Here is a 26,152-nt window from a genome sequence, read left to right on the forward strand (position 1 = left end):
TCAGGGGAGTGGTTGCAGCATCGCCAATTTCGATCCGGACTGCACCAGATATCCGCCCTCGGTTGCGTCGACCAACAGCTCGAAGCTCATCGACTCGTCGTCCGGAAACATCATCGACGTCGATGCAGTCCACTCGGTCCCACCGGTGGTCACGTCGACCGCGGAGAGATCGGTTCCGGCCGAGGTCAACACCAGATCGTTGTCGCGCCCGATGATGCTGCCGTTCAGCTCGGCCTGCCACAGGTGCTCGCCGTCTCGCAGGTCGATCGCGGTGGTGCCATTGGATGCCTGCAGCAACCCGACATAGCCGATGACATGCGTCAGGGTGGCGTACGTGCGGGGCTCGTTGAGTTCGTCGCCGGGAAAGTCGTACGACAGGGCGTCGTCGCGCCACAGTTCCTCGCCTGTGTTGCGGTCGAAGGCCGTTTCACCGAGAACGATCGGTATCGCCGTGTCGGTGGGCTCGTCCAGCGAAGGTTGTTGTACGACAGGGCTGTCCGATCGTGCGAGGACCGTGCCGTCCGAACGGAAGGCGGCGGACCCTTTCGATTCCGTACTCGTACCCTCACAATCTCTCAACGACGCAATGGCCAGGTCGCCTGCGGTGCGTCCCACGGCTCCCAGACAATCCTCGAGGCTGTCCGTCTTCCAGAGTTGCCGTCCGGTCGAGGCGTCGAACGTGGAGAAACCGCCCCCGACGTCGAAGGTTCCGATGTCGTCACCGACCTTCAATGCGGTGGCGTAATCGTCCTCCCAGCCGGCCGACGCGTGCAGCGGAACCGTCCAGTCGGCGCTCGGATTCTCCAATGTTCCGCGGTGCAACAGAATGTCACCGGCTTCGAGGTCGCCCGATGTCGTGTACACGCGATCGTTCGCAACCGTGACGGCGAACAGGTCGAGATCGGTGGGGTAGTTCCGCGATTCGCCGGTGATCGGATCGAAGGTGACGTAGCCCGGCGTCGCACCCCAGATCGGTTGGTGGCACACGAGTCGGCCGCCGAGCGGCTCGTCGGCGCACGCGGCCACGTCCGGAGCGGGGGTCTTCCACAGAACGCTGCCGTCCGCGGTGTCCATTCCGACCATGACTGCCTCGTCGTTGCCGGATTCCGAGGACACGACGGCCAGTGTGAGAGCGGTGTGGCCGATCAGAATCGAGCCGGCCTGCCATGTGTACATCGAACCTGTCCTCGGAGAGGCGAAGGTGGCTCCCTCTAGTCCGATGTCCGCCGCATCGACGGACCACGCCAACCCCGGTGCGTCGTCCGAGGCGTCGGTGATCTTCTTGATGGTCGTCGATCGGTCCTGGGTCACAACGGCTATCGCGGCACCGACCGACAGTGTTGCGACGATCGCCGCAACGACCAGTGTGGTGTCCTGGGTCCATCGCATCATCGAAGGTCCAATCCTGCTGTGTTCGCCAGGTTCTCGAGCAGTGCCGGATCCTGCACCGGTTGTGTCGTAGACACCGTGATCTCGAGCCCCGACGACGTGACGACGGAGACCGAGGAACCCGGCCCATATTCGTCCGGTGAGACGAGCTGGGGCTCCTCCGTTGTCGTCGAATCGGATTGGATGTCAGGCGTGGCCCGGACAACGCTGATCATGAGTTGCCCGGCAATGCTGTGCACCGTCTGACAAGGCCCCGAACCGAATTCACTGGTGTGCAACGCACCCAACGGTGGTGTCGGAGCGAGCGCCGCCGCGTCTGCCCGCCGGAGAGCGTCGTTGAGCGTTCGAATCTCTTCGCGGGAGAACGACGGCGTCGATGAGTCGTCCCAGCCGACACCCCAGCCTGCGTAGCAGTCGGCAGCATTGCCCGGTGTTCCGGCAGGGATGGGAGCAGTGATCCTGAGGGCAGGGTCGGCGGCTATTCGGACCAGGTCGTCGAGCGTCAGTTTCAACGTGTCCGGGTCGTTACCGCCGGAAACCGAGGCGGAGACGACGGACCCGTCCGGCGTGTACGCGGTGGCCGTCCGGGAGTAGGACCTCTGACCGTTGGTTTCGCGCCACGTGTCGTCGGTGTCCAGCACCGTTCCGTCCGGCAGACTCCGTCGCTCATCCACTTGGCCGGCCACGCACGGTGGTGGTTCGGCCGAGTCTGCCGGGCCGACACCGACACTGAGATAGTCGGACTCGCTACCCGAGGCCAGTGGGGTGGATGCGTGCGCCGAGTCGAGGACGAAATCCTCGGATTCGCTCGACGCGGGTATCGGGCCGAAGTAAATGGACGTGGTCGACGAGATCGCGGAGGGAAGTGCTGCCATCAACGCCTCGGACATGAGGTGCGCTCGGGGTCCGCTGTACCAGGGGGCCGCAGGATTGTCGTACGATTCATCGCCCGTGGTCAAGAAGGCGAGGGATGAGGATTCGCTCGGAGGCTCGACGGTGTCGCACCCCGGAATGCTTGCCGACGCGTCGACCTCCGGGGTGACCACCACGTATTCCTGCTGCGGAGGCTCCGGAACGGGTGTCGCCGATGTCGTTGGTAACGAGGTCAATTCGGGCTCCTCGGCCGGAGCGGTCAGTCCCGCTGCGACTACACCGAGTGCCACTATCGATACGAGGACGAGTGTGTTCAGCAGCGCGGAACGATTGCGTTCGGTGGGCTGCGTGTCCCCGTTCATGACCCTCGCTTCGTTCGCCGCATTCGCGACGAATGTCGCGCAATATTCATACCATTCGTTTTGCTAATTGTGCCGGGTGTAGCAGCCAGATGACATCCTGGCAGCCCCCGATCACCTCGCCGGCGGGATCCGGCGTTCGATGACACGCGGCCGGTCGATGTTCAGTGCGTACCGAGTCCGTCGAGGAGAAGTTCACCGACGAACGTCGCGTTGTCCTGCGGGCTGTTCTGTCGTCGGGTGAAGCATCGCATCAGCAGAGTGTTGGTGATTCCGGCAGCGAGATCCACTGGGCTCGAGCTCGTTCGGAAAATGCCGGTGTCCTGTCCTCGCGCGATGACCGGTGCAATGATCGCCGGCAGGTTGAGCTTCTCCTTGATCGAGATCAGTCCCTCCGGCTCGCCGTAGGTGTCGTGTGCGACGGCGACGAGGAGAGCGTCCATGAACTCGAGTTCGTCGGCGGCGAGTTGCGCGCACCGCAGCATGTGATTCCGCAGAATCGTGAGCTCGTCGAGGCCCAGCAACTGGTCGTCGGCTACCGACTCGCGAAGACGATCGACTCGACTCTGCAGTGCTGCAACGATGACGGACGGTTTGGTCGGAAACAGTGTCTTGCACGCCGCCCTCGGCACTCCCGCGATATCGGCGACGTCGTCCATTCGCGTCATGAAGTAGCCACGCTTTCCGAACTCGTCGCGCGCAGCGGTGACGATCGCAGCACGCGGATCGCGGGGCAGCGGCCGCTCCTCGCCCGAGACACCGACTTCCCCCACGACGTCATCGAGGTGCTGATGATGCCCCGACGTGTCGACGACGGCCCCTAGGAAGGCGAGCAGCGCATCGGACAACACATCGGCCGATACGGAAGCGGCGTCGACCTGACTGCGGATGCGAAAGCCGTCCACGACGGCATTGACCGTCACGGCGAACGATCGGGCCGTGAAGGGACGGCGAAAGGCTCCACCGTCGGGAGCGAACAGAACCTCGAATGCGTCGAGCACGGCGTCGTCACGCAGGCGGTACTCAGCGGCGAGTGCCGCGGAAGCGGGTCCGCGGAAAACATGGTCGAGAAGAGACGCGGTGGTGCTCTTCCGGTCGACGATTGCCGGGAAGTGGTCCGCGACGAGCGCCGACACCGATGCGCGAATCGACGCGCCGCTGTTCGTCATCTGCGCGCGAACGATGTCGTGGATGTCGACCGGTGGAGGAGTACGGGACAAATGTTCGACGACCGCGGTGAGGAAGTCGGATTTGGTCTTGAACTTGCGGAAGAACGTCGCCGTCGACGAGTCGGTCTCGTGGACGACGTCCTCGATGCGCAGTCCGCGTTCGAGGATCTTGCGCGGATGTGCGATCAGCAATGACACACCCGCCTCGACGAAGTGGGCGGCGGTCGCGTCGAGCTCGGTCATAGAGGCGGACTTTACCCAGGTGGGGCCAAGATCGAGGTCGCGGGCGACAGTATTCACTCTCAGGTGAGAGCAACCTCGGTCATTCCTCGGAGTGACCCAGCGGAGCGGTTGCGGTGTCATTGGCCGTGTTCGCGCCACCGGGACAGCGGCGGTGCCCGACACCAAGGACCTCCATGACAGTGCTCGATATCCGCGTCGGCGACGCACCCGACCCCCGGCTCAGCGCTCGTGAAATCGAAGTACTCACCGCCTGGCTCATCTCGGATTCCAAAGCGGAGGCGTCGCGTTCGCTCTATCTGTCGATGGGAACCGTCAATACACATCTGACTCGCATCAGAGCGAAATACACGGCGGTGGGGCGAACTGCACCGACCAAGGCGACGTTGCTGGTGCGTGCGCTGCAGGACGGGTTCATCGACATCGACGATCTGTGAGCGGCTATTGCACCTCGACGCGTCTGGACTTGATCTTCTTCACCACGAACCAGGCGATCAGCGCGACGACTATGCCGATGACGACGTACTGGAACACCGAGGCGTAGTTCTCCACGTAATGCCAGTTCTCCCCGAGGAAGTAGCCGGCGAGTACGAAGATCGAGTTCCAGATCAGGCTGCCGAGAGTGGTGTACAGGGTGAATTGCAGAATCGGCATCCGGGACACGCCGGCCGGGATGGATATGCCCGAACGGACGACCGGGATCATGCGGCCGAAGAACACTGCCGACCGACCGTGACGGGTGAACCAGTCCTCTGCCTTGGTCAGATCCTCGGTGCCGACGAACGGCATCTTCTCGACGATGGCATACATCCGATCGCGGCCGAGCTTGATGCCGAGCCAGTACAGGACGAGTGCGCCGAGCACCGAGCCTGCCGTCGTCCAGAACAACGCACTCAGCAGCGTCATGCCGCCCTGCGACGCGGTGAACCCGGCGAGAGGGAGGATGATCTCGCTGGGAAGGGGCGGGAAGAAGTTCTCCGCGGCTACGGCGATTCCGGCCCCAGGGCCGCCGATGGCCTCCATCAAACTCACTGCCCATCCGGCGATCCCTCCGAGGTCGCTGTCGGCTGCGGCAAGGGAGGAAAGGGCACTCATGGCAACGACTGTACGAAACCGACGCCAGGAAAATCTGCTCACCAGGACAAATGCCCGAGAATTGAGACATATGGAACACTCGTCGGTGTGAACCGAGTCTCCCGAGTAGTCCCCGCTGTTGCCGTTGCCACACTCCTGCTGAGTGCCTGCGGGTCCTCGGATTCGGCCGAGCCGGCACCGAGCACCCCGAGCGGTTCCTCCTCGTCGGCGGCAACGTCATCGAGTTCGAGCACCGCAACGGTCTACGACCTGCCCGGTAGCGGAGTGTTCCCCGAGGGCATCACCGCCGCGGACGACACGTTCTACGTGACGTCGACGTCCGACGGAGCGGTGTTCCGCGGAACCGTCGGATCTCCCGATGTGTCGGTGTTCCTACCCGGCGGCGCGGACGGACGCACCGGTGCTGCGGGTATCGATGTGACCGATGACGACGATCGCGCCGACTACCTGGTGATCGCCGGTGGAGCCACCGGCAAGGTGTGGGTGTACGACGCCGAATCCGGTGACCTTGTGGCCACGTTCACCAACGGTCTCGGTGCAGACGCGACATTCCTCAACGACGTCGCCATTGCCGACAACGGCGATGCGTACGTCACCGACTCGCGCAGCCCGGCGTTGTACCGCATTCCCGCCGAACAGATGACCGCCGGAACGCAGGACGGACCGTTGGAAACGTTCGTGAGCTTCGACGGCACTCCGTTCGCGTACGGAGAGGGGTTCAACGCCAACGGCATCGTGGAGAACGACGACGAATCTGCGTTGATCGTCGTGCAGTCGAGCACCGGCAACCTGTATCGGATCGACAAGACTTCCAAGGAGGTCACACAGGTCGATCTCGGGGGAGCGACACTCATGAACGGCGACGGGATGGAGATGGACGACGACACGATGTACGTCGTTCGCAATCGCGACGGTCTCATCGCGAAGGTGGATCTCGACGACGACGGAAGAACCGGCGCGGTCACCGGCGAGATCACCGACGCATCGTTCGCGTATCCGACAACCGTTGCAGCGATGGACGATCGGCTGTACGTGGTGAACAGTCAGTTCGACAAGCGTGGGGGAGAGCCCGTCGAGCCGTTCACCGTCAGCTCGGTTCCGGAGTAGAGCGGCTGCGCCGCACGTGCACGAAAGTTCGTAGCAGAGACCGAGTTTCCGTGCACAACGATCAGTCGGCGACGATGGCGTCGATCTGACCGAGTGCCAGGGCCATACCCTCGTCCATGCCCATCTCGACGAGTTCTTCGAGCTGGCTGAGGCTGTCGAATCGCGAACGTATGGTCATACGTGTTGTGCCACCGACGTCTTCGAGGGTCGCGGTGGCGTGGGTGACGGGCATCGTCGACAACGGATTGCCGGAGTCGTCGGCGAAACCGTCGTCGAAGGACAGTGTGGTCGGCGCGGAGATCTCGGTGAAAAGCCACCAGCCGGCGGCTTTTTCGCCCTCGGGTCCGGTCATGTAGTACGACGCTTTTCCGCCCGGAACGAAGTCGTGGCTCTCGAAGGTCGCGGGCCACGTCGGCGGTCCCCACCAGCGCTCGAGTTGTCGAGGGTCCTCCCAGATCTGCCACACCCGTTCGACTTTTGCGTCGAACTCGGCGACCATCGTCATGGTCAACGTCTCCGCATCCTTGTGGGAGCTGATGAACGGCATGGATTCAGCCTTTCTCGTCGTGGGAAAGTAGTTCGTCGATCCGGTCGACTCGACGTCGCCAGATCTCTTCGTATGCGTCGAGCAGTGCGCGGGCTCGTGCGATGGTGTCCAATCGAACTCGCACGATCTGCTCCCTGCCACGCTTGTGTTTCGTGATCACGTCGGCGCGTTCGAGAACGGCGACGTGCTTCTGCACAGCGGCAAAACTCATGGCGTAGTGAGCCGCCAATTCCGACACCGACTGTTCGCCGACAGTGACCCTCGCGACGATGTCACGCCGGGTCTTGTCGGCGAACGCCTGGAACAGGCGATCGACCTCGTCGTCACTCAACTCATCTACAACCATTTGGTTGTAGGTTATGCCCGCCTTTCTCTCGGGTCAAGGGGGTACGCCCGAACCTTCAGGCAACATGGAGTGCGGGACGGCGATCGACGCCGTGCGAGAGGGGAGGCGTTGTGCCGATTGGACCGGCCATGATCGGCGCATTGACGATGGTGCTGGGCGCACTCGTGGTGCTGGTTCTCGATATCCACACTGCATGGCATACGCCCTCCCATCTGCGCCGAACGATCAGCGAATACGGACTCGGCGCGCAGCAGTGGGTGTTCTCGATCGGCGTCGTACTGCTCGCATTCGGTTCTGCACTCACCCTCGCGTCCGCGATTCGACATCGTCTCACTCGGCCTGGTGCAGCCGCCTCGATCTTCCTCACGCTGTGGACCGTGGGGCTCATTGCCGTCGTCGCTGTGCCGAAGCAGGACTGGTCGAACGACGCCTCCCTGAGCCTCGGCGGGACGATCCACAGGTTGGGGGCTGCCGTGGCGTTCGTCAGCATCCCGGTCGCGGTGTTCGCGTTCTCGCGGCCCTGGCTTCGGGACACCGTGTGGGCAGTGCGCGCCCGCGTGACCATGGGACTCAGCGCGCTCTCCCTCGTGACTCTGATGCCCATCGCCTACGCGCTGGCAGTGGGAGCAACCGGCTCGCGGCCTTGGTACCGCGTAGTCACACTCGGCTACGTGGAGCGGGTGCTCGTCGTCGCCGAAGTGATCGCATTGATATCGCTGGCGCTGTGGGTGTGGGCGGCAGAACGAAGGAGCCTCACCTCGAAGGCGACTCGGGAGCTGCGAGCCTCTCAGCCTGTCTGAGGGAACCGATCGAGCACGCGTCGCGTCCAACCGTTCAGTGACGTCTGTGTCGAGAGGTTGAACAAATGCGGCTGGTGGGTGGGCGTCTGCTCGCGGTGGTCTGTGCGCCGGCGCTGGTGCTGACAGGGTGTGGGGGCCCGACGCAGGGCAGCCCGATCGCGAGTGGAGACGCCTCGACGAAATCGACGACGGTGGCGGCCGGTCCGGAGCCATTCGATCCATGCACCATTCCGAAATCTGCCGTGACGGCAAGTGGATTGGACGTGAGTACCGAGAGACCGGACTTTGCGGGAATCGGGACTTACCCCGGCTGGAAGAACTGCACGTGGGACGGGCCGTCTGGAAAACCTTGGTACTACTTGGCGGTTATGTCATCGAAGAACTCAATCGACGAGTACCTGAACAGCCCGCAAAACGACCGACAGGTTCCCGTACGCGTCGGTTCACGCGATGCCGTTCGATACCACGCTCCTTACCAGAGCGACTTGCCTGACGGGTGCGACATTGCGCTCGACGCAGGCGGCAACTTGATCATCTTCAAGCTCGACACAATCGGATCTGAAGAGACCGTGGGAGACCCGTGCAGGGAAGTCAGCAGACACGCAAGTGATCTCGAAGCGTTTCTACCGAAGTGAGTTGGTGATTCTGGTGACTGGCAATACGCAGGGCTTTACGGACAATCTCCTCTACTGGCAATCGGTGCGCGACCAGGCTGCTGCGGGTGAACTGCACGTCGAGACTGAAATTGCGCAGGAATGCGACAAAGTCTGCGCGGACTACCTTGTGGATCTGAGCAAGCAACTCGAGTTCACGCAGATGCTGTCATCTCCCGAAGCATTCGGCGACTTGCCTTCGGCCCAGATGCTCGGTGCCAAGTTCCATCGTCTCGCGGTCGGCGAAGAACGCTCCGCGCGCTTCGCGATCAAGCAGCAGATCGAGATCATCAAGACGATGCGGGAGTTCTTTCGACACTATTTCGCCAGTGTCGAGGCGACCGATACAGACACCGCGTCCGCGGTCGAAGCTCTGTCACCACCGCGATAGACGCGGATTCCCGACAACCCAGGTGCTGGGTCGTCGGGAATCGCAGATCGAATTGCTCTGTCAGCGAGCGAGTTCCACGTCCGCTTCCTCGTCGACGAAGGGGTCACCGTTTCGCGGAGCGTTGTAGCGCTCGAGGTCGAGAATTCCCTCACGCTTGGCGACGATGGTCGGCACCAATGCCTGACCGGTCACGTTGACTGCGGTGCGTCCCATGTCGACGATCGGTTCCACCGCAAGCAACAGACCGACGCCGGCCAACGGCAACCCGAGTGTCGACAGCGTGAGGGTGAGCATGACCGTCGCACCCGTTGTTCCTGCCGTTGCGGCGGAACCGATCACGGACACCACGATGATCAGCAGGTAATCGGTGATGGTGAGATCGATGCCGTAGAACTGAGCGACGAAGAGCGCTGCAATTGCGGGGTAGATTGCCGCGCAACCGTCCATCTTGGTCGTCGCCCCGAGAGGTACCGCGAACGACGCGTACTCGCGCGGAACTCCGAGGTTGCGTTCGGTGACGCGCTCGGTGAGTGGCAGGGTTCCGATCGACGAACGCGAGACGAAGCCCAGCTGGGTGGCCGGCCACACTCCCGAATAGAAGTTGCGCACCGAAAGGCCGTGCGCGCGAACGATCAACGGGTACACCACGAAGAACACCACGGCGAGGCCGACGTAGATCGACACGGTGAAGACTCCGAGTGAACCGATGGCATCCCAGCCGTAGGTCGCCACTGCGTTGCCGATGAGAGCGGCGGTGCCGATCGGTGCCAAGCGGATGATCCACCACAGCACCTTCTGCACGATGGCCAAAAGTGACGCGTTGAACTCGAGGAACGGCTCGGCCTTCTTGCCTACCTTGAGTGCAGCGATGCCGATGGCAGCAGAGATGACCAGCAACTGCAAGATGTTGAAGCTCAGCGATGTGGTTGCGGTGCCGCTGTCGGCGACCGTGGTCCTCGCACCGAGCGCGAGGAAGTTGTTCGGCACCAGCCCCGTGAGGAACGACCACCACGACCCGACGCTCGACGGATCGCCCGCCGAATCTGCGCCCGCGCTGGTACGCGAGCCGGGCTGCGCGACCAACCCGATCACGATGCCGATGATGACGGCGATGAATGCCGTGATGGCGAACCACCACAGCGTCTGGATCGCCAGACGGGCAGCATTGGTGACCTCGCGCAGGTTGGCGATGGAACTGACGATCGCCGTGAACACCAGCGGGATCACCGCGACGGTGAGAAGTTTGACGTAGCTCGAACCGATGGTCGACAGGGTGCCGACCAACCAGTTCTCGTTCCCGTCGGCGGCGTCGGGCATCGATCGGGCGATGAGTCCGAATACGACTCCGAGAATGAGTCCGGCAATGATCTGTGGACCGAATGCGGTTGCCCAGGTAGGGACACGGCGCGTTCGGGTAGCGCTGGGCGCAGACATGGATATGCCTTTCGAAAAGGAGAGGTATCGCCAGGGATGGGCGACAGAAGTGCTGTTCGGCCGATGGGCCGAACTTCAGGGGGTTGCGGTCTGGAGGACCGTCAACAGGTAGCGCTGGCTTGCAGACGCAAGTCGACATACCGTCGAGAGGTCAGCAGCGGATTCACTGATCGAACGGTACTCCGCCTCCGAACTGTGCAATCAAGCAGGGGCGGGCTCTGAGGGATCACTGTGGAATCGGTATGGGTGCGCTGCGGCGACCCTCGGTCGCCGTATTCGTGGGTTAGCTTGAGGTTTCCTGACGACGACGAAACGAGATCATGAGTACCGAATCGAAGCCCCGAGGATTGGGCCGGCGACTCGTCGGTGCCTTCTGCGCGGTCGTCGCGGCCCTGGTTGCCGTCGTTCTGGCATCGGCCGGTTGGGTGGCGTATGCGACGGCGGGGAAGGTCTACGACGTCGACGATGCGCCGGACGCGCCGGTGGCCATCGTCCTGGGTGCACAGGTGCGCGACGGCAAGCCGATGCGATTTCTGGCCGGACGGCTAGACACGGCGATTGCCTTGATGGCAGCGGGGAAGATCAAGGCAATCCTGGTCTCTGGTGACGCGGACGGCAACTCCGGCAACGAGATTCAAGCCATGACCGACTACCTGATCGAGCACGGAATCGACCCCAGTGTGATCATCGGAGACGATCACGGCATCGACACCTACGACACCTGCGCCCGCGCAAAGGAGACGTTCGGCGTCGAACGGGGACTGATCATCAGCCAACCCCTCCACGTGTCGCGAGCAGTAGCGTTGTGTGAGGACATGGACCTCGACATCGACGGAGTCACGGCCGAGTGCATCGACTGCAATACCCTTGCGGTGGTGCGTAACTACGCGCGAGAGTTGCTGGCGCGCCCCAAAGCGGTACTGGATCTGTGGTCGGGTCGCGACCCCGTGGTGGTGTCTCCGCCCGTCGATTCTCTTGCGAACATCACCGATCGATGAGTGTGCCCGACGGCGACATCACAGTCCCGACCGTGGTGCGAGACTTGGCGGGACCTGACGATATCGAGCCGGTGTGGTCGAATGAACTGGGCGGGTTGACTTTTCGTCTCGGCACAGGACGCTACGTCAAGTGGACGCCGGTCGCGGCCTCGATCGACTTGGAGGAGGAGAGGCGTCGTCTGCAGTGGGTGATTCGATACAGCCCGGTGCCCGAGGTCCTCGACACCGGTTCCGATGACTCGGGCTCCTGGATGGTGACCGGGGCCTTGCCGTGGGGGAACGCGGTAGCCGATCGGTGGAAGACCGACCCGGCTGTCGCAGTTCGAGGGGCGGCGACCGGCCTTCGGGCGTTTCATGATGCTGTCCCCGTCGCACAATGCCCGTTCGATTGGTCGGTGATCTCTCGCATCGGCGATCGCGACCTGCCGGTCGAACCGCCGCCGATCGATCGACTCGTCGTGTGCCACGGTGACGCTTGCATGCCCAACACCCTGATCAGGGACGACGGATCCTGGGCAGCACACGTCGACATGGGCACCATGGGCGTCGCCGATCGATGGGCAGACCTGGCACCGGCAATCTGGAGCACCGAGTACAACTTCGGACGCGACTACTGCGCGGCCTTCTTGGACGCGTACGGCATCGACCTCGACAGTGAGCGCCTCGCTTACTACCTGTGGTTGTGGGAGTCCACGTGAGCAGCAGAATCGAACGGAGCCGCGCGCGGCTAGAGTGAGCGAGCCCGGTTCGACTACTCAGCGGACCCGTGTATTCAGGAGAAGTGGACGCTTGAGCTGGATTCGCTTGAACGACGTTGCCAAGGGATACGACCAGAAGGTGATGCTGCGCGAGGTGTTCTTTCGTCTCGCCGACGGTGATCGCATCGGGCTGATCGGGCGCAACGGAACGGGCAAGACCACCCTGCTGCAGCTTCTTCTCGGGCGTGAGACACCCGATTCCGGAACCGTCGACGTCACCGAGGGCGCACGAATCGGATACTTCTCTCAGTTCTCCGAACTGGACGGCGATCGCAGCATTCAAGCGGAGCTCGAATCGCTGTTCGGCGCTGTCCACGCGATCGAGACCGAATTGGCCGAGGTCGAGGCCGCATTGGGCGGTGACCTGGACGAGAAGCAGATGTACAAGCTCGTCGACCGCCAAGCCGAACTGCTCGACGCCATGGAGAACAGCGGCGGTTGGACCTACCACCAGCAGATCGACACGGTGCTGTCGATGCTCGGATTCAACGCCGAACGACGTGAGCTTCCTGTCGATCGACTGTCCGGTGGTTGGCGCAACCGCGCAGCGTTGGCCAAGATCCTCATCGAAGCGCCCGACGTTCTGCTACTCGACGAGCCGACGAACTTCCTCGATGTTGCCGGAATCGCGTGGCTCGAGCGCTGGCTGCGCGATTTCCGCGGCGCGCTTCTCGTTGTCTCGCACGACCGCGCATTCCTCGAGCAGGTCGTCACCAGCATCGTCGAAATCGAGAACCATCACCTGCAGACGTACGACGGTAGTTATTCGGAATACGTTCAGCAGAAACAGTTTCGACTCAAGAACCTCGAACGTGAGTTCAGCAACGAGCAACAGTTGCTGGCCTACGAGCAGGAGGCGATCAGCGATCGCAAGGAAGCGGTGAAGAACCCCAGCGGGGTGCTCAAGCGTCGGCTCGCGAACATCAAGAAGAGCAAGAGTCCGCGTCCGGTCGATACGGTGGTCACTGCGATCTACGGCGGACTGCACGTCCACGACAACCTGGCCGAGATCACGGGCATCTCCAAAAGCTATGGCGAGCAACGACTTTTCGAGAACATCTCGTTCACCGTCCATCGCGGCGACCGTATCGCCATCACCGGACCGAACGGATGCGGCAAGACGACCCTCGTCGACATCCTCGTCGGTGCCGAGCAACCGGACAGCGGCAAGATCAAATGGAAGACCAAAGCGCCCTCGTTCATCTACTACAACCAGGTGCTCGCCGATCTCGATCTCGATGACACGGTGTCGCACTCGGTGAACGCGATGCCGGGTAGTCTCGCTCTGACGGCGACGAAGAAGGAAGTCCACCGCTTTCTCACGTTGCTGCAGTTCTCCGAGATGGACCTCAAATCGAAGATCGGCGTTCTGTCCGGTGGCCAGAAGGCGCGAGTGGCTCTGGCTCAGTGCCTACTGTTCGGCGCAGGGGTCATTGTTCTCGACGAGCCCACCAACCACCTCGACCTGCAGAGCACCCAGGTTCTCGAACGTGCCCTGATGGCGTTTCCGGGCGCGGTGATCCTGGTGAGCCACGACAGATTCTTCGTCGAAAAAGTAGCGTTCCGGCAGCTGTCGTTCGACGGCAAGGGCGGCGTCACCGAAATCGCGGGCGTGCAGATGGCGTAACGGTGTTGGCTACCCGTTGATCTTCGACGCGGACGTGCCCCACTCGGCGTCGCGCAGCTCCTTTTTTCTGATCTTGCCGGTCGATGTCTTCGGCAGGTCGACGATGAATTCGACGTTGCGCGGGGCTTTGTACGAGGCGATGGCAGATTTCACGTGTGCCACGAGCTCGGCCTCGGAGGCGTCCGCGCCCGGCGCCAGCACCACGAATGCCTTCGGTCGCTCTCCCCACTTGTCGTCGGGTACCCCGATCACTGCGACGTCGGCGACGGCGGGGTGGCTGGCAAGTGCCTGTTCCACCTCGATCGTCGAAATGTTCTCGCCGCCGGATATGACGACATCCTTGGCTCGATCGAGTAACTGAACATAGCCGTCCGGATGCATCACCCCGAGGTCGCCGGAATGGAACCAGCCGCCGGCGAAAGCCTTTGTCGTGCCGGCGGTGTCGTTGTAGTACCCCTTCATGACGTTGTTGCCGCGCATGACGATCTCACCCATCTCCACGCCGTCGGGTTCCACGTCGATGAGCGTTCCGCCGACACCAGCTTTGTCGCGTACTACACGCAAACGGTCGGCCGTGAGCATGCCGACTCCCTGCCGAGCCAAGCGTCGAGCCTGCTCGTCGCCGTCCAGTTCGAGCCATTCCTGCTTCGCCTCGCACACTGAGTACGGACCGTAGGTCTCGGTGAGTCCATAGACGTGCACGAGCGTTGCGCCCAACGCACGAATCTTGCCGATGATCGTCGGGCTCGGGGGAGCACCGGCCGTGACGATGGTCAGGGGGCGATCCAGCGAATGTGCCTGCGCTGCAGTGGCAAGAGTGGTCAGCACGGTCGGCGCACCGGCAAGGTGATCGACGCCGTTGTCGATGGCGGACCAGATCGCATCGCCGCGGACGCCGCGAAGACAGACGTGCGTGCCCGACGCGGCAGTGACCGCCCACGTTGTGCACCATCCGTTGCAGTGGAACATCGGCAGTGTCCACAAGTAACGGGTGTCGATGTCGAACCCCTGGTGGTGCAGTTCTCCCAGCGAATTGAGGTAGGCGCCGCGGTGGGTGTACATCACGCCCTTGGGCCGACCGGTGGTGCCCGAGGTGTAGTTGATCGTGATCGTCGAGGTCTCGTCGTCGACCTCCCACTCCAGCGAATCGTCCGAGCCTCGCTCCAGGAAAGCGTCGTAACGAGTGGTGTGCGGCAGCTTCGCGTACGTGCCGTCGACGGCGGGTGTTTCGACGATCTCACGGACCGAGTCGGCGATCGGATCCGTTCCGAGTCCGGTCAGCAGCTCCGAATCACCTACCAGCAGAACCGAACCGGAGTGATCGCAGATATAGCGAACCTCGTCCGGTGAGAGTCGTGTGTTGATCGCGACCAGAACGGCACCGGCCAGCGGTACCGCATAGTGCGCGAACAGTAGCTCCGCCGAGTTCGATGCGATGTACGCCACCCGATCTCCATGGCCGACACCCGACGCGCGCAGTGCGTGCGCGAGCCGAGTGACAGTGGCGGCGAACTCCTCGTAGGTGAATGTCCTCGGCCCGTCCACCACGGCGGTCTTGTGGGGGTGGACCTCCGTTGCGCGTTCGAGAAAGCGCAGGGGCGTCAAGGGAGTATCGAGACCGGTCATGGCAGTCAATGTAGCGCGCACTACGAGGCCAGATCGGATTTGTCGATACGTTCGCGCCCACCGGTAAGGTCGGCGCGTTCGGCGGCAGCGCGGCCGGCATACGATCCCGCCGCATTGTTGCTGCTGAACCTGATCGTTTTCGTCGCCGGGTACCGGGCGGCGTACACACGATTCACGGCATCGGATCGCTTCGCCAGGATGGGCACCAGTGCAGAACCGTGTTGCTGTGTTGCCGCCGCCGTGGCTCGCTTGCGTGCGTCCTGGAGTCGTTCGCCGACTCGATGGGCGTATGCGATCAAGAATGCGTTGCGGAAGCTGCGTGTGCGCGTAGTCGGAGATCCGGCGACCTCGTCGAGTGCACGTGCCGACTGGACCAGCAGCGAGGTGTACAGCAGCTCGCACAGATCGAGATCGACGGGCATGCCGATGACGCTGGCGAGCAAGTACTTCTTCTTCCATAGCGTCCTGGTGCCATTTGCATGACATACGCAGTGCAGCAGAAGCAGTTTGGCTTTCGAGTACGGATTGCTCACCATGATGCGACGGGTGACGACATCGTCGATCAGGCTGCGATGGTTCCCCGCGTCGAGAAGCGCACTGTCGATCGCGTAGCGGGTCATCAAATCCTGGGCCTTGGCCGATAATGCCTCGGCCTCAGCGGGGAATTGCGTCGACTCGGCTTTGGCCAGCAGCCCTCGTATTCTGCCGAGCATCTTCGAGTCCGTGGCTTGTCCGGGGCCGCTCGCAGCCGACTGTGAGGTCCATCGAGCCGGAGGGGGCAGGAGCTTCTCGAGGGGCAACAGCCACGTCGCGCAACCGAGTACGAGCAACAGCGTGTACCAGGACTGCGCCGACGATCGTCGGTTGTACGACCGCCACCGCCGAAGGCGCTCGGCCGTCGTGCCCCCTGCGTACTCGATGTGCAGCTCGGACAATTGATCACGCCAGGAACCCGGAGCGAGGCGCCCCGCCGAGCTTCGCGCCGCGTGTGCGCCGATAGCCTCGACCATGACCACTGTGGCGTCGCCTCCGGCGCACTGGCGGGTTACGTGCACCAGTTCGGCCGGCTGCCAACCATTCTCGAAAGCAGCGTCGAGAGCCTCGTCGAGTGTTCGCGCTGCGCGGTCGTGCACCGGACGACTCTGTTGCTCGCCCACAGCGGCCAAGCGTTCTGCAACCAGCCGGACCCTGTCTCTCCCGGCTGATCCGAGTTGGGCGAAACCGATTCCGCTGGCGAGCAATTCGCTCGGGTCGGCATCCTCCCACGCGTTCGTCGCGCGCGTGTACTTGAAAAAACTGTCCAGATCGATACGACTCATCGTCGTCCCCTCCACGTCCCCCGGTGTGGTCCCCGAACTGTTCGGTGAGACGCAGAGTAAGGGAGGGGTCCGACAAACTATTCGAACGTGTCAGCGAGGAGCGAGCATCTGCAGTAGTTCCTCGACGGACGGCAGGCCGGGTATCACGGGAAGGTTCGGAACAGTAGCGGCGGCGGGCGGTGCCGTCAATTCGATGCCGCCGAGGCCCGCCATGACGTCGTCGGTATTGGATCGGGTCGGTCCGTATGTATTGGATGCAATGACGAAGTCATCGCCGATCGACGCGGACGCCACCACACTCGATCGGTCGTCGGCCCATCCCCACTTGGTTCCGGTCACGCCGGGCAATTGCTCGGTGCCCCAGTCCTGAACCATTCCGTCGCGTGCCACAGGAGCCGCGGTGTTCATCCATGCGAGGACGGGGCTGGCGGGATCGGTGCGCTTCTTCGCCGCCAGGAATCGCACGGTGTCGGCTGTGCTCGTGGACGAGTTGCCCCAGAAACCGCCCCGCGAGGTAGAGGTGAGTCCGTATTCCGCGGCGGTTGCCGAAATCGCCTGTGGGTATTTGTTGTCGAGCGTCGAAGCGGCACCGTCGTCGCTGACCTGGACCATCCTGGCGGCCAGGTCGAGGTCTCTGGGCGAACCGTCGCCGAAGCGGACGACGTAGTCGGCCATGTAGAGCTTTACCGTCGACAGTCCTGGGCGCGCCGAGTTGTCCTCCGCGCTGCCCACGTAGGTCCCCGTCGGGATGTGTTCGTACGAGATCGAGGTTCGGGCCGGGACATTTGCGAGGTCACCGGGCGTCGGCAGAGCCTGGGCCGGTACCGCGCACACCAACGCCACGGCAATACCGACAATTGGGACAGCAGTCCTGGTGAAGATGCGTCGCAGGGCCGTCATCTCGTACTCCTCGAGGTGTTGGCCCGCCGCGAATCGGTGGCCGATGCTTCGGTGTACCCCGATGGTCGACGCTTCAACCTCGACACCGCTTCCCTGGTTCTGCGGCCTTCGTCACCCGGATGAATGTGGCTTTCTTGCAGTTGGAGTGACCGAAAGGCGCATTGATCCCAACCGAGGTGAGCAATCAGGAGCGGCGCAGGGCCAGCAGCCTGTCTTTCGAGCGTCGTAGCGTGCCCCGGTTCGCCCCGGTCGGCCAGGTGTCGGGCAGCTCGATCGGATCCGTCAGGCGACCGGCGTTGAAGTCGTCGACCAAATGGCCGACGGTTTCCTGAGCGCAGGATTTGTTGGTGCCGATGAATCCCGAGGGACCCCGCTTGATCCACCCGGTGACGTAGCTGCCGACCGAAGTCTGCCCGCCGGATTCCTCCAGCACACGGCCGCCGGTGTTGGGAATGATGCCCGCCCGGTCGTCGAACGGAACTCCGGGAAGCGCGACACCGCGGTAGCCGATGGAGGTGAGGACGAGTCCGGCCTCGATGCTCTCCACGTCGCCGGTCGGAGTGCTGCGAACCACGTCGTCGCCGTCCGCGGAGAGGCCCATTCGGTCGAACTCGATTCCCGTCACGCGGTCGGTGCCCAGGATTCTGGTGGGAGAGAGAAGGTAGCGCAGAGTGATTCGCTTGCGGCCGTCGCTGTGCTCGGGGGATTCGTCGACGTGGCGAAGCAGTTGCAGCTTCTGTGCCACGGCGTGGGGTAGGTCGTCGGTCGCGGCGAGTCGGACGGTGACGGGATCGAGTGCGAGTTCGCTTCGATCGATGGCCAAGTCGATATCGGGGACGGTCAACAATCCGGCGAACTCGGGCACCGTGAAGGCGGACTGAGCAATTCCGCGTCTGCCGACGACGACAACTTCACGAACTGCGCTGTGGCGCAGGGCGTCCAAGGCATACGGTGCGATGTCGGTCTGGGCGAGCGCATCCGGATTCATCGTCAGAATGCGCGCGACGTCGAGTGCAACGTTGCCATTACCGATGATGACGGCACGTTCGTGCGAAAGGTCGAAGGTGCGGTGCGCGTGATCGGGGTGGCCGTTGTACCAGGCGACGAAGTCGGTCGCCGAACTGCGCCCGGGCAATTCGGCTCCCGGAATGCGGAGCTCGCGATCCGATGATGCCCCGACGGCGTAGATCACGGCATGGTGGGTGTCCATCAACTCGTCGTGGGTGACGTCCTTGCCCACCTCCACGCCGAGGTGGTAGGTGAATCCCTCTTGCGCGGAGATGGTTTCGAACAACCGGGACACCTGGCGTGTCTTCTGATGATCGGGTGCGACGCCGAGTCGGGCGAGGCCGTGAGGCCGCGGAAGTCGATCGTAGACATCGACGCGAACGCCGGGTTGGGTGAGCAGTTCGTCCGCTGCGTACATGGCCGACGGGCCTGAGCCGACGATTGCGACTCGTAGCGGCTGACGATCCCTCGATACCGAGGCTGCAGGGGTGACCGGTGCCAGGATGGGCCGCGGTGGGCGCTCCTGCTTGTAGAAATCCGCATTGATCGTCAGGAACGGCAGTTGGGCCTCGGTCAGTTTTGCTTGCGGCACAATGGCGTCGACTGGGCAGGCCGAGACACATGCGCCACAGTCGACACACGATTGCGGGTCGATGTGCAACATTTCCGCCGTCAGGAAGTCCGGCTCGTCTGGAGTGGGATGAATGCAGTTGACGGGACACGCGTAGACGCATGACGCGTCGCTGCAACATGACTGGGTGACGACGTGGGGCATGAGGGGTTCCTGACGGCAGAGGCAAGAATGGCTGAGCGGCGAGAGGGCTATGCGGCGAACTGGCTCGAGCTGCGGTCGGGTTCGCTACGGAAACGCGACGCTTTGCCGTCGATTCCGCACAGCTTCCACACCAGGCGAGCAGCGCGGTTCATCATGCCGGTGTCGGTGGCTAGCATGCGCACATCTCCGAAGTAGTCCTGGAGCGCGTGCTGTGATTCCTCGGTGCCCCAGAACAGGTCCTTCTTCACCTGCTTGGGAATGTCGAACTTGGTCCAGAACTTCTTCGGCGGAATGACGATGACGTCGCACAGGATGCGCATCGTGACCGGGAAGGCCAGCGAGAGCAGGAACCGCCCGGCCTTGGACATCTTGGGAACGCGACGTCGCAGCAACTGGTGCGCGAACGAGATGTGTCGTGCCTCCTCGGCGACGTGAATTGCCATGACGCTCTGCATGATCGGATGAATGTCTTCACCGGACCGCAGGACCGACTTCTGAATGTGGTCGATGGGTTCCTCGCCTGCGAGAACGCCGACGAAGAACAGTTCGGGCAGCAGCGTGGCGAACAGGGGAATGAACGGCGAGAGCATCTTCATGGGCCGACTCATGCCGGGGGCGTCGGAATCGACGCGGTTGACCATCTCCTGGAACATCAGGGTGTGGTTGCATTCTTCGATGGATTCGTGAGTGCAGTAGCGTGCCTCGGCCGAGCCGTTGGGCAGCGAGAACACGTACTGCATCATGCCGCGGATCAGGATGTTCTCGAACTGAAGACCGACCTTGGCCACGTTGGCCTGGCGCCACATGCCGATCTCGATCTGCTTCTCGAGCGGTAGTGCGCGGTACCAGTCGTGGCCGCCGATCGGGTCCGTCTTGGCGGGGAGTACCCAGCGGGGATCGTTCGCAGGTACCGCGAACTTCTCGGACTCCCAGTCGATGTCGACGTACGGATCGAAGTGCTTGTGCACAGAACCCTCGGACAGCAAAGTGAGCGTCTCGTTGTACTGCTGTTCGTCCGTGGTGTCGGTATCGACCGAAACGGACGTGGTGCCTGTCGTCAGTGTCATGGCTTCTCCAAACGAGGTGCGAACATAGGGTTAATGTAACCCCAGTTAACACGAAAGGGAAGCGCGTAGAAGAAATCCTGTTGGGTCGCCGCCTACTGTTCGTCCGAACGCTCGTCGGAGATCTCTGCCACCTCGTCGGTCTCGAACAGCTGCAACTGGATCGCCGACGGATCGACCACCGGCGTGACCTGCTCGGGTGTGCTGCGCAGTACCTCGCGCAGAGCGGTAACCGCGCGGCCCCACTTGCCGGCTTCTCGGTCTGCCTCGTCGACATCGCAGTGTTCGTCACCGAGATCAGCAGCGACGGCCATACCCCGCCACGACGCCTCCTGCTCGGCGCTGATGCGCAGGTAGGAGACGACGACATCGCGATCGGAGGAGCAACGACCGAGGACGGTGTCGAGGTCGAGGGATTCGTCGGACCGGTCGAGAAGCTCGACCAGTTCGAGCAGCCCGTCCGGAAAGTCGTCCGCGTCGATCGGCGGCGGAGTCGGTTCCCCGAGTGCGCCGCCGAAATCCTCGGCGAACTTCTCGTCGACCTGCTCCCACACGTGGCTGAGCATTCGCACCGCCCACAGCAGGTGATCGGCAACGAAGGGGGACCCGCTCACTCGCACCTGCGCGACGATGCAGTCCTGCACCAGGTGCAGCATCACGTCGGGGAGTTGCAGATTGAGATCGACCAGCAACTCGGCTGCGCGGGTTCGTCCGGATACGGCGTGCACAAGCGTCGAATTGATCTCGACCACAGGTTCGGTGGGCTTGACCGACACGTACGCGGTACCGCCCGCGAACCGCAGGGGGATGTCGCCGTCGGGGTCGTGATCCGGCGGGAAGCCGAACCATGGCTCGAGGGCGCGGTCGACGAGTTGCTGTAGGTGCTCCTTGCCCTTCGGTTGCACGCACAGTGGGACGACGGCCGTGTCGGTCTCGGCGGTGGTGGCGTCGAAACTCGGGACGTCGTAGCGACCGGTGGCGCGTGAGCCCAGGAAGGACGGGTGGGGAAGACCCCAGATGTCGCGAAACACTGCGACGGTCTTCTTCGCCAGATCATCGGACCACGAGCGATTTCGGTCGACGTGTGGTGCCGTGGGCTCCGAATCGACCGACGTGCGAAATCCGATATGGCTGAGCGCATCTCGCTGCTCGACGGTGATGGCACGGCTACTGTGCAGATGCTCGTTCGCGGGAATTTCGCAGCGGACCATATCCAGATCCCAGGCATAGAACTGCACACAGGCGGCGGTGTCGGGCACGCCGTCGGTGGTGTCGTAACGCGACTCGATCACCAGCGCATCGCCGTCGCGCATCGCGCTGACGTAATCGCCGAGCTTGCGCTGGAAGTGCATCCAGGCAGCATCGACGTCGAAGTCGAACTCGAGTGAATCGCTCATGTCGGCTCCTTACCCAGATCGCGTCGACGTAACGCGCAGTCTGTGACGCTAGCGGCGACCACCGACAGGGTCTCGGCGCTCGCGTGGGCTGTCACGACGATGCCGAATCCTCGACCGAGCCGTAGAGCGGGTCGTCCTGCGACTCCTCGTCGATCACACCGAACGGCTGCGCCTCGGCCACACCGTCCAGCACTGCCGGACGCAACGCGTGCGGAACGGCGAGTACTTCCTCGATCCTGACGAGGATGCCCTGCTCGATGAGTGATCGAACGCGGTGGTCGATCAGCTGCGCCGTACGCAGATCCTCACCTTCGAGCTCGGCGTAGTCCTCGCCCTCGTTGTTGATCGGCAGCTCGTCGGTCATGGCAGCCAGCAGCGTCTGCACCGCGAACGTGTTGGCCAGCGACCGTGACACGTCGGGGTCGTCGGCGTCTCCCGACAGCTGCACGCGAACGTGTTCGGCAACCAGCTCGTGCACGGTCTCGGCTCCACGGCCGGCCAGCGAATGGGCGTTGTCGCCCGGCCGGGCGGTGTCTCCGTCGATGCGAATCAATTCGGTGGCGATGGCCGTCGACCAGTAATCGACCGCGGCACCCACATCGAGCCGGGCGGGATCGATCAGGGTCGAGCCGACGGCCTCCTGCAGGTCGGCGTTGTCGGCCACCGCCAATCCGTCGGCCACACGCGCGACGATGTCGTCGAGGGCGGGCAGCAGCGGAAGCGCCGAGATCGCGGCGAGTTCCTGGGCCAGGGAAACGTCTGGCAGGTCGATGTCGTCGGCATCGAGCATGTCGGGCTCGTCGCCCTCGAGGAAGTCCGAGAGGTCTTCCATGCAGTGCGAGTAGTCCTCGGGGCTGCCGTCCCAGAGATCGGTCTCGTCGAGGAATGTCAGGTATTGCAGCGAGGTGAGAACGAGATTGACCGCGGTGTCCTCCGCAGTGTCGGACTCTTCCTGCAGGATCCGTTCGGCCGCATCTACCAGCAGGTGCGCGTCTGCGGGAAGCCATGCGCTGGGCGAGAATCCCTGACGCGCCCCGGCCAGTTGGGTCAGTGTCGACGACACGAGCCGAGAGATGGCCTCCGACTGTTCCGACATCTCGCTCTCGTCGAGCCATTCGACGAAACCGTCGATCAGGTCGGCGATGCGTTCGGTGACGGCACCGGTCGGGGCCGGTCGGGATTGCTGGTGACGCCGTTGCCGGGCCTTGGTCTTTTCTGCGCGTTTCTGTCCGCGGTTGGCAGGCCGCTTCGATCCCATGACTCCCAGCTTATCTGTTGGCATGTCCGGTTTCGCCGATCCGTGCCCTCAGCGAAGAAGGAACGATCCCGCAGCCGCGGGAAGAGCTGGATCCGCGGCACGGCGATACAGCTCTGCGGGGCGGCCGCCACCTGCGGTCGAGGTTGCGCCCGTCCCTTGCAACGAGCCGATGACGTGGCGTCGGAAAGTGTCTTTCGGCAGCGGGCGATCGAACACGATCTCGTACAGCTCACGGAGTTCGAGAAGGGTGAATCGAGCGTCCGTCAACAGCGCGGGATCGACCTCACGCGCGTAGCGATGACGGAGGTCGAGCACCGCCTCGGTCACCATGTCGCCGTGATCGAAGGCCAGCGACGAGACCGGTTCCGAGCCGTCGATCGGCATCGATTCTGTTGTGGGAGCAAGTGATCGAGCCGATATCGCTGCGCTGTGCGCCATCGACAGTACCCATCCGCGGTCGTCGCGATCAGGACCGTCGAACATCCTCAGCTGATGAAAGGAGAGATCGATCAGGCCTGCCTTCGTCCTCAACGCGCGGTCGGCCGCGTCGGCGAGAGTCTCCGACGGCCGCAGGAAAGTGCCCGGTAACGCGAGGCCGCGGTCCGACCGAACGACGACGACGTGCAGTCGGCGTTCGCGGATGGTCAGTACTGCGACGTCGACGGCCACCGAGGGGCGCGGATAGTCGGTCAGAGCCTTGCCGTCTTTGTCTCGCCACGTCATGCCTTGCATCTTAGCGTCGATGTGATCTATGGTTAGCGCAATATCAATCTAAGGGGTAGAGATGCGGTTGACCGACATTCAGCACGATCGGGCGCGAGGGGTTCTGCTCGGAACCGCGGTGGGCGATGCGTTGGGCGCAGGATACGAATTCGGGTATCCCACGTCCGAGGAGACCATCGCCATGATCGGTGGCGGACCATTCGACTGGGCTCCGGGCGAATGGACCGACGACACCTCGATGGCGCTTTGCATCGCGCGCGCACTCGAGCAGGGCGGTGACGTCGACGAGATAGCCGGGTACTTTCGCGACTGGTTCGACCAGAACCCTCCGGACGTGGGGAACCAGACTCGGCTGGTGCTGTCGCAGCCGACACTCGACGGTGCCGATATGACTGCGGCGGCAGCGTCGTTGGCCGGTAGAACCGGCGGCAACGGATCACTCATGCGAACGGCACCGATTGCCCTGGCCTACGTCGACGACCCGGCCGGTTGTCGAGATGCTGCGGCGCGGATCAGTGCCCTCACCCACTCCGATCCCCGTGCCGGTCAAGCGTGTCAATTGTGGAGTCACGCAATTCGATACGCGATTGTGAACTCCACCTACGACGGCGTGACCGAGTTCTTGAACGAGGCCGAAGCCGACGTCCGCGAGTTCTGGCAGCCCCTGCTTCGTCAGGCACAGGAGGGGCAGCCGTCCGACTTCCCGAACAACGGCTGGGTGGTCCATGCTCTGCAAACGGCGTGGTGGGCAATCCACCGATCTGCCGACGCGGAGCGGCCCCTGCCCGCCGCTCTCGAACTGTGCGTCCGCGCCGGCGGCGACACCGACACCACGGCGGCCATAGCCGGAGGACTCCTCGGAGCGCGTTGGGGCGCATCGGCGGTGCCGAGCGAATGGCGCGACATCGTCCACGGCTACCCGGGGTTGCGCGCCGACGACCTCGACCGAATCACCTCGAACATCATTGCAGCGAAGGAGCTTTCATGACAGTCATCGACGTCGTCCAGGGCGACATCACGGACGTGGCGGCAGACGCGATCGTCAACGCTGCCAACACGCGATTGCTCGGCGGCGGGGGAGTGGACGGTGCCATCCATCGAGTCGGTGGACCCGAGATCCTCGCAGAATGCAAGGCGCTGCGGGCCACCACCCTGCCCCACGGCCTCGACATCGGGGCAGCCGTCGCCACCACCGCGGGCCGACTTCGAGCCGGCTGTGTCATCCACACCGTCGGCCCGCGCTACTCCCCGCACGAGGACAGATCGGAGTTGCTGCGACTGTGCTATGCCCGGAGTCTGGCGCTGGCAGCGTCGATGAACATGAAGTCCATCGCATTTCCACTGGTTTCCGGCGGCTCCTATGGATGGCCGATGCAGGATGCAGTCACCCAACAAGTCCTGGCAGTCAAAGCTGCCCGGCCGTCGGTCGACCTCGTCATGCTGGTCGCCTACTCCCACGAAGCCGTAGACCTGACGCGGCGGTTGGTGGGTTGACTGTCATCAGTTCTCGCAGCCGACGCCATCTTCGTCACGGTCCAGTTTGATGCTGTAGCCCGGATCCCCAGAGTAGATCGGGGCTGCACCCGCCGCACGGACCGCATCGCAATTGGCGTACGAGACAGCGGAAGGCACTGCGGCCAACGGCGCGGGAGCGGTGTAGACGGGCTCGGGTGTGTACACCGGTTCCGGCGTGTAGACGGGCTCCGGGATGTACACAGGTTCGGGCTCGGGCAACGGGATGTATTCCGTGGTCGTCGGTATCTCGACGGCGGCGGCCACCGGCTCGGTGGTCGGAGCCGCGGTCGTCGTGGTCGGGGCCGGTGTTGTGGTCGACGGCGGTGCGGTGGTGGTCGTGACGGTCGGCAACGCGGGCACGGCCGCGACCGGTGCGATGGCGGTCGGGGTCTCGGTTTCGGTCGTGGTGGTCAGCCCGATCACGAACAGGGCGGGGAGGACGGCGATGGCCGGTACCGCCCAGACCTTGCGACCCCGCGCGGGCGACGAGCGAAGGTACGTGACTCCGCTGCCGACCAGCAACGCGCCGACGAGTAGCGCACCGAACTCGAACGAGACCACTGCCCCGATCAGAAAAAGTGCACCGAAAACAATTGCGACCCAAGCGAATATCTTCCCGAACAGGGGGCGGCGAGGCGTCTGTGGCTCGGGTGCCGGGCGCTGAAAGGGTGGTGGGTAGGCACTGGTCATGTCGAGGGTCCGTTCGGGTCGCGAGGGGTGTCGATGCCGCGGCCGAGATGTCACCCGCGAGACCGGAAGCTACCGTCTCGTTCTGTCCGAA

The 26,152-nt window shown here is 63.4% G+C and carries 26 protein-coding genes; 10 read left to right on the plus strand and 16 right to left on the minus strand.

Going from position 1 to position 26,152, the window contains the following annotated elements; translation table 11 throughout:
• The 3 genes from CH249_RS10225 to CH249_RS10235 form a co-directional block, all read right to left on the minus strand.
• Entirely contained in the window at positions 1–1,392 is a 1,392-nt protein-coding gene (locus CH249_RS10225) for a PQQ-binding-like beta-propeller repeat protein (protein ID WP_094681822.1), read from the minus strand.
• A complete protein-coding gene (locus tag CH249_RS10230; protein ID WP_094681823.1) occupies positions 1,389–2,624 on the minus strand; it encodes a hypothetical protein in 1,236 nt (411 codons plus the stop codon). Before CH249_RS10230 ends, CH249_RS10225 begins: the two co-directional genes overlap by 4 nt.
• A gap of 161 nt (positions 2,625–2,785) precedes the next feature.
• Positions 2,786–4,033 carry a TetR family transcriptional regulator C-terminal domain-containing protein gene (locus CH249_RS10235; protein ID WP_032395055.1) on the minus strand — a complete coding sequence of 416 codons (1,248 nt, stop codon included), beginning with the start codon at positions 4,031–4,033 and terminating at the stop codon, positions 2,786–2,788.
• 173 nt (positions 4,034–4,206) lie between these two features.
• On the opposite strand from CH249_RS10235, the gene CH249_RS10240 reads away from it, so the two are divergent.
• Complete coding sequence (locus tag CH249_RS10240; RefSeq protein ID WP_032395056.1) at positions 4,207–4,467, plus strand: LuxR C-terminal-related transcriptional regulator; 261 nt, start codon at positions 4,207–4,209, stop codon at positions 4,465–4,467.
• Positions 4,468–4,471: 4 nt separating this feature from the next.
• On the opposite strand, the gene CH249_RS10245 is transcribed toward CH249_RS10240, so the two are convergent.
• Positions 4,472–5,125, minus strand: coding sequence for a DedA family protein (locus CH249_RS10245; RefSeq protein ID WP_032395057.1), 654 nt, complete (start codon positions 5,123–5,125; stop codon positions 4,472–4,474).
• Between the two features lie 87 nt (positions 5,126–5,212).
• On the opposite strand from CH249_RS10245, the gene CH249_RS10250 reads away from it, so the two are divergent.
• Positions 5,213–6,232 carry an SMP-30/gluconolactonase/LRE family protein gene (locus CH249_RS10250; RefSeq protein ID WP_094681824.1) on the plus strand — a complete coding sequence of 340 codons (1,020 nt, stop codon included), beginning with the start codon at positions 5,213–5,215 and terminating at the stop codon, positions 6,230–6,232.
• 61 nt (positions 6,233–6,293) lie between these two features.
• Here CH249_RS10250 and CH249_RS10255 read toward each other — a convergent pair whose 3' ends face one another.
• Both CH249_RS10255 and CH249_RS10260 read right to left on the minus strand, forming a co-directional pair.
• Positions 6,294–6,779 carry an SRPBCC domain-containing protein gene (locus CH249_RS10255; protein WP_094647301.1) on the minus strand — a complete coding sequence of 162 codons (486 nt, stop codon included), beginning with the start codon at positions 6,777–6,779 and terminating at the stop codon, positions 6,294–6,296.
• Between the two features lie 4 nt (positions 6,780–6,783).
• The gene (locus CH249_RS10260; RefSeq protein ID WP_032395060.1) at positions 6,784–7,125 is read right to left on the minus strand and encodes a metalloregulator ArsR/SmtB family transcription factor; all 342 of its coding nucleotides are present in this window, start codon (positions 7,123–7,125) and stop codon (positions 6,784–6,786) included.
• 110 nt (positions 7,126–7,235) lie between these two features.
• On the opposite strand from CH249_RS10260, the gene CH249_RS10265 reads away from it, so the two are divergent.
• The 3 genes from CH249_RS10265 (at position 7,236) to CH249_RS10275 (ending at position 8,969) form a co-directional block, all read left to right on the plus strand.
• Positions 7,236–7,925, plus strand: coding sequence for a DUF998 domain-containing protein (locus CH249_RS10265; RefSeq protein ID WP_256981192.1), 690 nt, complete (start codon positions 7,236–7,238; stop codon positions 7,923–7,925).
• Between the two features lie 65 nt (positions 7,926–7,990).
• Positions 7,991–8,560: a DUF3558 domain-containing protein gene (locus CH249_RS10270; protein WP_094647303.1), complete on the plus strand. Its 570-nt coding sequence runs from the start codon at positions 7,991–7,993 to the stop codon at positions 8,558–8,560.
• Entirely contained in the window at positions 8,532–8,969 is a 438-nt protein-coding gene (locus tag CH249_RS10275) for a hypothetical protein (protein ID WP_179272869.1), read from the plus strand. Before CH249_RS10270 ends, CH249_RS10275 begins: the two co-directional genes overlap by 29 nt.
• Before the next feature lie 60 nt (positions 8,970–9,029).
• On the opposite strand, the gene CH249_RS10280 is transcribed toward CH249_RS10275, so the two are convergent.
• The gene (locus CH249_RS10280) at positions 9,030–10,403 is read right to left on the minus strand and encodes a dicarboxylate/amino acid:cation symporter (protein ID WP_094647305.1); all 1,374 of its coding nucleotides are present in this window, start codon (positions 10,401–10,403) and stop codon (positions 9,030–9,032) included.
• 320 nt (positions 10,404–10,723) lie between these two features.
• Here CH249_RS10280 and CH249_RS10285 point away from each other — a divergent pair, with 320 nt between their 5' ends.
• From CH249_RS10285 to CH249_RS10295, 3 genes are all read left to right on the plus strand, one after another.
• Positions 10,724–11,401, plus strand: coding sequence for a vancomycin high temperature exclusion protein (locus CH249_RS10285; RefSeq protein WP_094647307.1), 678 nt, complete (start codon positions 10,724–10,726; stop codon positions 11,399–11,401).
• Complete coding sequence (locus CH249_RS10290; RefSeq protein WP_094681825.1) at positions 11,398–12,099, plus strand: aminoglycoside 3'-phosphotransferase; 702 nt, start codon at positions 11,398–11,400, stop codon at positions 12,097–12,099. The genes CH249_RS10285 and CH249_RS10290 overlap by 4 nt, the downstream gene beginning before the upstream one ends.
• A 91-nt stretch (positions 12,100–12,190) precedes the next feature.
• Positions 12,191–13,786, plus strand: a complete 1,596-nt coding sequence (locus CH249_RS10295; RefSeq protein WP_179272878.1) for an ABC-F family ATP-binding cassette domain-containing protein — start codon at positions 12,191–12,193, stop codon at positions 13,784–13,786.
• Between the two features lie 9 nt (positions 13,787–13,795).
• Here the strand turns inward: CH249_RS10295 and CH249_RS10300 are convergent, their stop codons facing one another.
• From CH249_RS10300 to CH249_RS10335, 8 genes are all read right to left on the minus strand, one after another.
• Positions 13,796–15,412 carry an AMP-binding protein gene (locus CH249_RS10300; RefSeq protein WP_094647310.1) on the minus strand — a complete coding sequence of 539 codons (1,617 nt, stop codon included), beginning with the start codon at positions 15,410–15,412 and terminating at the stop codon, positions 13,796–13,798.
• Between the two features lie 20 nt (positions 15,413–15,432).
• Positions 15,433–16,731: a DUF2786 domain-containing protein gene (locus CH249_RS10305; protein WP_143544421.1), complete on the minus strand. Its 1,299-nt coding sequence runs from the start codon at positions 16,729–16,731 to the stop codon at positions 15,433–15,435.
• A 90-nt stretch (positions 16,732–16,821) separates the two neighbouring features.
• Positions 16,822–17,631, minus strand: a complete 810-nt coding sequence (locus CH249_RS10310; RefSeq protein WP_094681827.1) for a hypothetical protein — start codon at positions 17,629–17,631, stop codon at positions 16,822–16,824.
• A 184-nt stretch (positions 17,632–17,815) separates the two neighbouring features.
• Positions 17,816–19,414: an FAD-dependent oxidoreductase gene (locus tag CH249_RS10315; protein WP_094681828.1), complete on the minus strand. Its 1,599-nt coding sequence runs from the start codon at positions 19,412–19,414 to the stop codon at positions 17,816–17,818.
• Between the two features lie 47 nt (positions 19,415–19,461).
• Positions 19,462–20,481 carry a diiron oxygenase gene (locus CH249_RS10320; protein WP_094630705.1) on the minus strand — a complete coding sequence of 340 codons (1,020 nt, stop codon included), beginning with the start codon at positions 20,479–20,481 and terminating at the stop codon, positions 19,462–19,464.
• Positions 20,482–20,573: 92 nt separating this feature from the next.
• Positions 20,574–21,875: a hypothetical protein gene (locus tag CH249_RS10325; protein ID WP_052049440.1), complete on the minus strand. Its 1,302-nt coding sequence runs from the start codon at positions 21,873–21,875 to the stop codon at positions 20,574–20,576.
• A 91-nt stretch (positions 21,876–21,966) separates the two neighbouring features.
• The gene (locus tag CH249_RS10330) at positions 21,967–23,133 is read right to left on the minus strand and encodes a hypothetical protein (protein WP_094681829.1); all 1,167 of its coding nucleotides are present in this window, start codon (positions 23,131–23,133) and stop codon (positions 21,967–21,969) included.
• A 48-nt stretch (positions 23,134–23,181) separates the two neighbouring features.
• Positions 23,182–23,856 carry an NUDIX domain-containing protein gene (locus tag CH249_RS10335; protein ID WP_094647322.1) on the minus strand — a complete coding sequence of 225 codons (675 nt, stop codon included), beginning with the start codon at positions 23,854–23,856 and terminating at the stop codon, positions 23,182–23,184.
• Positions 23,857–23,917: 61 nt separating this feature from the next.
• Between CH249_RS10335 and CH249_RS10340 the strand changes: the two genes are divergently transcribed.
• Both CH249_RS10340 and CH249_RS10345 read left to right on the plus strand, forming a co-directional pair.
• On the plus strand, positions 23,918–24,844 hold the full coding sequence (locus tag CH249_RS10340) for an ADP-ribosylglycohydrolase family protein (protein WP_094681830.1): 927 nt from the start codon (positions 23,918–23,920) through the stop codon (positions 24,842–24,844).
• A complete protein-coding gene (locus CH249_RS10345; RefSeq protein ID WP_094681831.1) occupies positions 24,841–25,350 on the plus strand; it encodes an O-acetyl-ADP-ribose deacetylase in 510 nt (169 codons plus the stop codon). The genes CH249_RS10340 and CH249_RS10345 overlap by 4 nt, the downstream gene beginning before the upstream one ends.
• Positions 25,351–25,356: 6 nt before the next feature.
• Here CH249_RS10345 and CH249_RS10350 read toward each other — a convergent pair whose 3' ends face one another.
• The gene (locus CH249_RS10350; protein ID WP_094681832.1) at positions 25,357–26,061 is read right to left on the minus strand and encodes an excalibur calcium-binding domain-containing protein; all 705 of its coding nucleotides are present in this window, start codon (positions 26,059–26,061) and stop codon (positions 25,357–25,359) included.
• Positions 26,062–26,152 lie beyond the last annotated feature (91 nt).

The organism is Rhodococcus sp. 05-2255-3B1 (assembly GCF_002258545.1).
Classification (GTDB): Bacteria; Actinomycetota; Actinomycetes; order Mycobacteriales; family Mycobacteriaceae; genus Rhodococcoides.